Raw genomic sequence first — 5,848 nt, forward strand, 5'->3', positions numbered from 1 at the left:
TCACGCACTCGTCTACGATGCGGGTGCGCGCTATCCGTCGGATTTCGAMCTGGGCGAGGCGGCGGTGCTTCCTTCATTGCACGCGCTCGGCATCAAGCACCTCGACTTGATCGTTGCCAGTCATGCCGACAACGACCACGCAGGCGGCATTCCAGCCGTTGCCGCTGCATTTCCCGCAGCGGAACGCATCTCGGGTGAGCCTGAGCGATCGCCTGTGCCGATGGCGGCATGCGAGGTTGGCAGGCGCTGGCAGTGGGACGGCGTGAGCCTGCGCGTATTGCCCTCGGGCGGGAGCGGTGGCCCGGCCAATGACCGCTCCTGCGTCCTGCTGGTGGAAGGGGCGGCCGGCCGGGCGCTGCTGACCGGCGACATCACGGCAGCCGTCGAGCCCACAGTGGCCTTGTCACTGCGGCCGGGACCTCCTTTGGTGATGACGGTGCCGCACCACGGCAGCAAGACTTCATCCAGTGCGAGCTTCATCCAGGCGATCTCGCCCGAGCTGGCGCTGGTCTCGGCGGGCTGGCGCAATCGCTTCCACCATCCCAGCCCGGTCGTGATCAAGCGCTACGACGAGGCCGGCGTGCCATGGCTGAACACCGCGACCGCCGGGGCCATCCAGGTCGATGTGCCGCCGGATCGGCCGCCCCATGTCGCGGCCACCTGGCGGCAACGCCAGTCTCGCTACTGGCGCGAATAAGCCCGGGACCTTGCCGAACGCCACCGCAGGCCCCAAAAAGGCGACTTTCGCAACTGCCACCGGTGCCGCGGAACGGCCGGACGAGACTGTTATGATGCGTCCCTCCTGACTGGCGAAGTGGCTCGGAGTCGTTGTGCTGGATATCTTGATGGCTGGTGGCTGGGCGATGCTGCCCATCCTGATCTGTTCGGCGGTCGCCCTGGCGATCGTGCTGGAGCGTTGCTGGACCCTGCGCCGCAAGTCGGTGCTGCCGCCCGGCCTGGGCGAGGAAGTACGCAACTGGGCCCGCTCGGGCCAGCTCGATCCGAGCCATCTCACCACCCTCGCCAACGGTTCGCCGCTGGGCGAGCTGCTGGCCTCGGCGCTGGCTGTGCGCAACCGTCCGCGTGAACTCATCAAGGAGCGCATCGAGGACACCGGTCGCCATGTGGTCCATCGCATGGAGCGCTATCTCAATACGCTGGGCACGATCGCACTGATCGGCCCGCTGCTCGGCCTGCTCGGCACGGTGATCGGCCTGATCCGCATGTTCATGGAAGTGCTGCACGGTGGCGTGGGTGATCCCATGAAGATGGCCGGCGGCATCGGCGAAGCGCTGATCTGTACTGCCACCGGCCTGATCGTCGCCATTCCCGCGTACGTGCTGCATCGCTATTTCCGCTCCAAGGTCGCTGGCTACTGCGTTGAAATGGAAAAGCAGGCCACCGAACTGCTCGACGAACTCACCATCAACCAACCGGCTCCTGCGCCCCGCACGCGTGCGCCGCGCGCTGCCGCTGCCGAGTCGAGCGCGAGCTGACGCATGCGTATCGGCAACGACCGTCGGCAAGACGACTTCGAGATCAACGTGATCTCGCTGATCGACGTGCTGCTTACCCTGCTGATGTTCTTCGTGTTGACCACCACGTTTATCCAGCACTCGCGGCTGCAGGTGACCCTGCCCAAGGCCAGCGCGGAAGAACGCGACATGCAGGCACCCGCGCTCACCGTGGTGGTGGACCGCGACGGCCACTTCTTCGTGGGCAGCGATGAAGTGCACGGCGAAGGCGTCGAGCCGCTCAAGCAGGCCATCGGCAACGTGGCCGGCGACGATCGCGAGCGCCAGGTCACCATTCGCGCGGATGCCATGACCCCGCATCAAAACGTCGTCACCGCCATGGATGCGCTGGGCCAGCTTGGCTTCACCAAGCTGTCCATTGCCACGACCCCCAGTCAGGCGGATAGCGCTCAGTGAGTAACGGCAAGGTCAAGATCTGGGACGCGCACACGCGCCAGATCTACAAGCGCCTGTTTGGCTACACCCGGCGCTTCTGGGTGGTGGGCGTGATCGCCATCGTGGGCATGATTGTCGACGGCGGTGGCCTGGCGGTGTTCACCAAGCTGCTGAAGCCGATGATCGACAAGCTATTTGTCGACAAGGATCCGGTGCTGATTTTCTGGATGCCGATCTGGATCGTGCTGATCTTCCTGGTGCGCGGTGTTGGCACCTTCGCCAGCAGTTACGGCGTGTCCTACATCGGCCGCAACGTCGTCAACGCGATGCAGCGCGACGTGTTTGGCGCCTATCTGCGCCTGCCGGCGACGTTCTTCGGCCAGGAGCATTCCGGGCACCAGGTTTCGCGCATCACCTATACCAGTGAACAGGTCGCATCCGCCTCGACCGACTCGGTGAAGGTGGTCGTGACCGAAGGCGTCACCGTGATCGGCTTCATCTACGTGATGCTGAGCACCAGTGCGTACCTCACGCTGGCCTTGTTCGTGATGGTGCCGCTGATCATGCTGATCGCTGGCATCGTCAGCCGTCGCTATCGTTCGATCAGTCGCCGCATCCAGGGCATGATGGGTTCGGTGACCGGTACTGTGGAAGAATCGGTCGAGGCGCATCGCGAGATCCGCATCTACGGTGGCCAGGAGCAGGCGGCTGCGCGCTTCAGGGAGGTCACTGACAGTACGCGGCGACTGAACCTCAAGATTGCCTCCACCAATGCGCAGTCGAGCACGGCGATCCAGACCGTGGCCGCGCTGGCGCTTGCGGTGATGGTGTTTCTGGCGACGCGACCGTTTGAAATCCAGCATATGTCAGCCGGTGTGTTCATCACCGTGCTGACCGCCATGGGCGGCATGATGCCGTCGCTGAAGCGGCTGGCGAATATCCAGTCGAATATCCAGAGCGGCATTTCCGCGGCCGAAAACCTGTTCGAGATCATCGATACGGCGCCCGAGGTGGACGTGGGTACGCGTGTGTTGGAACGCACCCAGGGCGATATCCGTTTCGAGAACGTGGGACTGGTGTATCCGCGTGGCGAGTTCGAAGCCTTGCGCGGCATCAACCTGCACTGCGCGCCGGGCACGGTCACGGCCTTGGTGGGGCGTTCCGGCAGCGGCAAGAGCAGCCTGGTCAGCCTGCTGCCTCGCTTCAATGCGCCCACGACGGGGCGCATCCTCCTTGATGGCGCTGACTACGAGAGCATCACGCTGGCGTCGTTGCGCCGGCAGATTGCCTGGGTGGGGCAGAGCGTGGTCTTGTTCGACGGCACCGTGGCGGAAAACATCGCGTACGGCGAACTTGCCGGTGCAAGCGAGGCCGACATCATCGCGGCCGCGCAGGCCGCCAACGCATGGGAATTCATCCAGAAAATGCCGCAAGGCATTCATAGCGTGATCGGGCAGGGCGGCAATCTGCTTTCCGGCGGTCAGCGTCAGCGCCTGGCCATCGCCCGCGCGATCCTCAAGAACGCACCCATCCTCGTTCTGGACGAAGCGACCAGCGCGCTGGATACCGAATCCGAGCGATTGATCCAGCAAGCGCTGCAGGGCCTGATGAAGGACCGCACCACGCTGGTCATCGCGCATCGCCTGTCCACCATCGAACACGCCGACCAGATTGCCGTGATGGACCAGGGCCGCATCGTCGAGCGCGGCACGCACGCCGACCTGCTGGCCTTGAACGGCCACTATGCAGCGCTGCATCGCATGCAGTTCCACAGCCAGGCCAGTGACTGAGGCCATGGCATGACGACGGCCGAACGTCTCCAATCGGCTTGGTACGGCGCAGTGCCTGCGCCATGGTGGACGGGGCCGCTGTCGTGGCTTTACGGCGCGCTCACTGCATTGCGGCGCTCTCTGTATCGCATCGGCGTTCTGCGCAGCACACGACTGACCGTGCCGGTGATCGTGATCGGCAATTTGAGCGTGGGCGGCACCGGCAAGACACCCTTGACGATTGCCCTGGCCGAAGGTCTGCGCGAGCGCGGTTACACGCCGGGCGTGGTCAGTCGCGGCTACGGCGGCACGCAAAAACTTCCCCTCTTGTTGGATGCATCGGCCGAGCCATCGCAAGTCGGCGATGAGCCCTGCCTGATCCGCGCCAGTGGCGTGCCGGTGGCCGTGGGGCGCGATCGACCCACAGCGGCGAAGCTGCTGATCGACGCCGGTTGCGATGTCGTGATCGCCGATGACGGTCTGCAGCACTATGCGTTGGCGCGCGACCTGGAGATCTGCGTCATCGACGGCGTGCGTCGCTTCGGCAATGGCCGCTTGTTGCCGGCCGGTCCTTTGCGCGAGCCGATGTCGCGTCTGCAGAAGGTCGACTATCGCGTCTGCAACGGTGGTGCCGTGGCGCCCGGCGATATCGCGATGGAATTGCACGGCGGCATGGCACGCGCATTGGTCGACGATCACGCACAGCCACTGGCGGATTTCGCCGGCCAGACCGTGCATGCAATCGCCGCGATCGGAAACCCGGCGCGATTTTTTGCAAGCCTGCGTGCGCAGGGCCTGCAGGTGATCGAGCATCCGTTTCCCGATCACCACGCCTTTGTGCCAAACGATTTTCCGTTCGACGGCAAGCCAGTCCTGATGACGGAAAAGGATGCCGTGAAATGCCGGACTTTCGCGCAGGCCCATTGGTGGTCGGTGCCGGTGCGGGCGGTATTGCCGAAAGCCTTCTTCGACGACATCGACGCGCGCCTGCGCCGCTGACCTTACTGACGTCAGCCAAGAAAAAAGCCGGTCTTCGCAGACCGGCTTTTTGTTTGAATCGTGCAGCGACTTACTGGATGCGCGTGATATTGCCCTGCGGATCGATCTGCACCAGATCGCCGGTGCGGATTGCGCTGGCATCGGGCACCGTCACATTGGCATAGGAGCCATTGCCCATGCGGATGCGCAAGCTGTAGCTGGCGTTCGGACGGCCGCTGTTGGCGCCGATGCGGTTGCCCGCATAGCCGCCGCCGACGGCGCCGGCCACCGTGGCCAGGGTGTTGCCCTTGCCCTTGCCGACCTGGTTGCCCAGCACGCCGCCGGCGATGCCGCCGATGATGGTGCCGGCCATGCTGTGGTCGTTGCCCTGGGTGATGTTCTGGTCGATCGACTCCACCGTGCCGCACTGGTCACAGCGGATATAGATGCCGTCGTTGCGAACCAGCACGCCGTTGCGCGCCGGCTGCTGGGACTGGGCACTGGCGGCAAACGGGCTGATAGCCAGCAGGGCTGCCAGGGACAACACGGCGATACGGGGGGTGAACATGGACTCTCTCTCTCCATTGGGTGGGCGTTGCGTCACCAGTCTAGCGAGGCAGGCTGAATGGCGAACTGAATGATCCGACAAAGACCCTCTATCATGTGCACTTTTCCGGCCGACTGCCGTGACCCCTGCGGCACGTTGCGAAAGCCCTGCACCCTCGGAGCTGTCATGAGCCTTATCCAAGTCCCGGTTTCTTACGGCGAGCTGATCGACAAGATCACCATCCTGGAAATCAAATCCAAGCAGATCACCGACGCGGCCAAGCTGGCCAACGTGCGCACCGAGCTGGACCTGCTCAACACCACCTGGGCCAGCCATCCAGCCTCGCAGACCGACATCACCGCCGAACGCGCCCGCCTTCTGGCGGTGAACGAGTCGCTGTGGGACATCGAGGATCGCATCCGCCTGAAGGAAAAAGCCCAGGCCTTCGACGCCGAGTTCATCGAACTGGCCCGCGCGGTGTACTTTCAGAACGACGACCGCGCTGCAGTGAAGCGTGAGATCAACCTCAAGCTGGGCTCACAGCTGGTGGAAGAAAAGTCGTACCAGGATTACAAGGCGAAATAATCCGCCTCCGCCTTGTTGTAGGAGCGCACCCTGTGCGCGACCGGCCCGCTGCGCCGCGC

General features: G+C 64.1%; 7 protein-coding genes. 6 read left to right on the plus strand and 1 reads right to left on the minus strand.

The genetic code is table 11. The features are described 5' to 3' along the window. From AC1DMG_RS19015 to lpxK, 5 genes are all read left to right on the plus strand, one after another. The coding region (locus tag AC1DMG_RS19015; RefSeq protein ID WP_477180910.1) for a ComEC/Rec2 family competence protein at nt 1-697 on the plus strand (697 nt) is incomplete at its 5' end. A 148-nt stretch (nt 698-845) separates the two neighbouring features. Continuing rightward, the gene (locus AC1DMG_RS19020; protein ID WP_441604162.1) at nt 846-1,496 is read left to right on the plus strand and encodes a MotA/TolQ/ExbB proton channel family protein; all 651 of its coding nucleotides are present in this window, start codon (nt 846-848) and stop codon (nt 1,494-1,496) included. Between the two features lie 3 nt (nt 1,497-1,499). Further along, nucleotides 1,500-1,931 carry an ExbD/TolR family protein gene (locus tag AC1DMG_RS19025; protein ID WP_121881045.1) on the plus strand — a complete coding sequence of 144 codons (432 nt, stop codon included), beginning with the start codon at nt 1,500-1,502 and terminating at the stop codon, nt 1,929-1,931. After that, nucleotides 1,928-3,700 (plus strand): lipid A export permease/ATP-binding protein MsbA, encoded by a 1,773-nt coding sequence (gene msbA / locus AC1DMG_RS19030; RefSeq protein WP_477176004.1) that lies wholly within the window; start codon nt 1,928-1,930, stop codon nt 3,698-3,700. Before AC1DMG_RS19025 ends, msbA begins: the two co-directional genes overlap by 4 nt. A gap of 9 nt (nt 3,701-3,709) precedes the next feature. Next, nucleotides 3,710-4,678: a tetraacyldisaccharide 4'-kinase gene (gene lpxK, locus AC1DMG_RS19035; RefSeq protein WP_477176003.1), complete on the plus strand. Its 969-nt coding sequence runs from the start codon at nt 3,710-3,712 to the stop codon at nt 4,676-4,678. 70 nt (nt 4,679-4,748) lie between these two features. On the opposite strand, the gene AC1DMG_RS19040 is transcribed toward lpxK, so the two are convergent. Next, nucleotides 4,749-5,225 (minus strand): glycine zipper 2TM domain-containing protein, encoded by a 477-nt coding sequence (locus tag AC1DMG_RS19040; RefSeq protein WP_052949583.1) that lies wholly within the window; start codon nt 5,223-5,225, stop codon nt 4,749-4,751. A gap of 165 nt (nt 5,226-5,390) precedes the next feature. Here AC1DMG_RS19040 and AC1DMG_RS19045 point away from each other — a divergent pair, with 165 nt between their 5' ends. Beyond that, on the plus strand, nt 5,391-5,789 hold the full coding sequence (locus AC1DMG_RS19045; protein ID WP_441604034.1) for a DUF6165 family protein: 399 nt from the start codon (nt 5,391-5,393) through the stop codon (nt 5,787-5,789). Nucleotides 5,790-5,848 lie beyond the last annotated feature (59 nt).

The organism is Dyella sp. 01N36 (assembly GCF_056399745.1).

Coding starts and splice junctions, on each gene's coding strand:
- AC1DMG_RS19020 (WP_441604162.1), top strand. CDS start 846: ATGGCTGGTGGCTGGGCGATGCTGCCCATCCTGATCTGTTCGGCGGTC.
- lpxK (WP_477176003.1), top strand. CDS start 3,710: ATGACGACGGCCGAACGTCTCCAATCGGCTTGGTACGGCGCAGTGCCT.
- AC1DMG_RS19040 (WP_052949583.1), bottom strand. CDS start 5,225: ATGTTCACCCCCCGTATCGCCGTGTTGTCCCTGGCAGCCCTGCTGGCT.
- AC1DMG_RS19045 (WP_441604034.1), top strand. CDS start 5,391: ATGAGCCTTATCCAAGTCCCGGTTTCTTACGGCGAGCTGATCGACAAG.
- AC1DMG_RS19025 (WP_121881045.1), top strand. CDS start 1,500: ATGCGTATCGGCAACGACCGTCGGCAAGACGACTTCGAGATCAACGTG.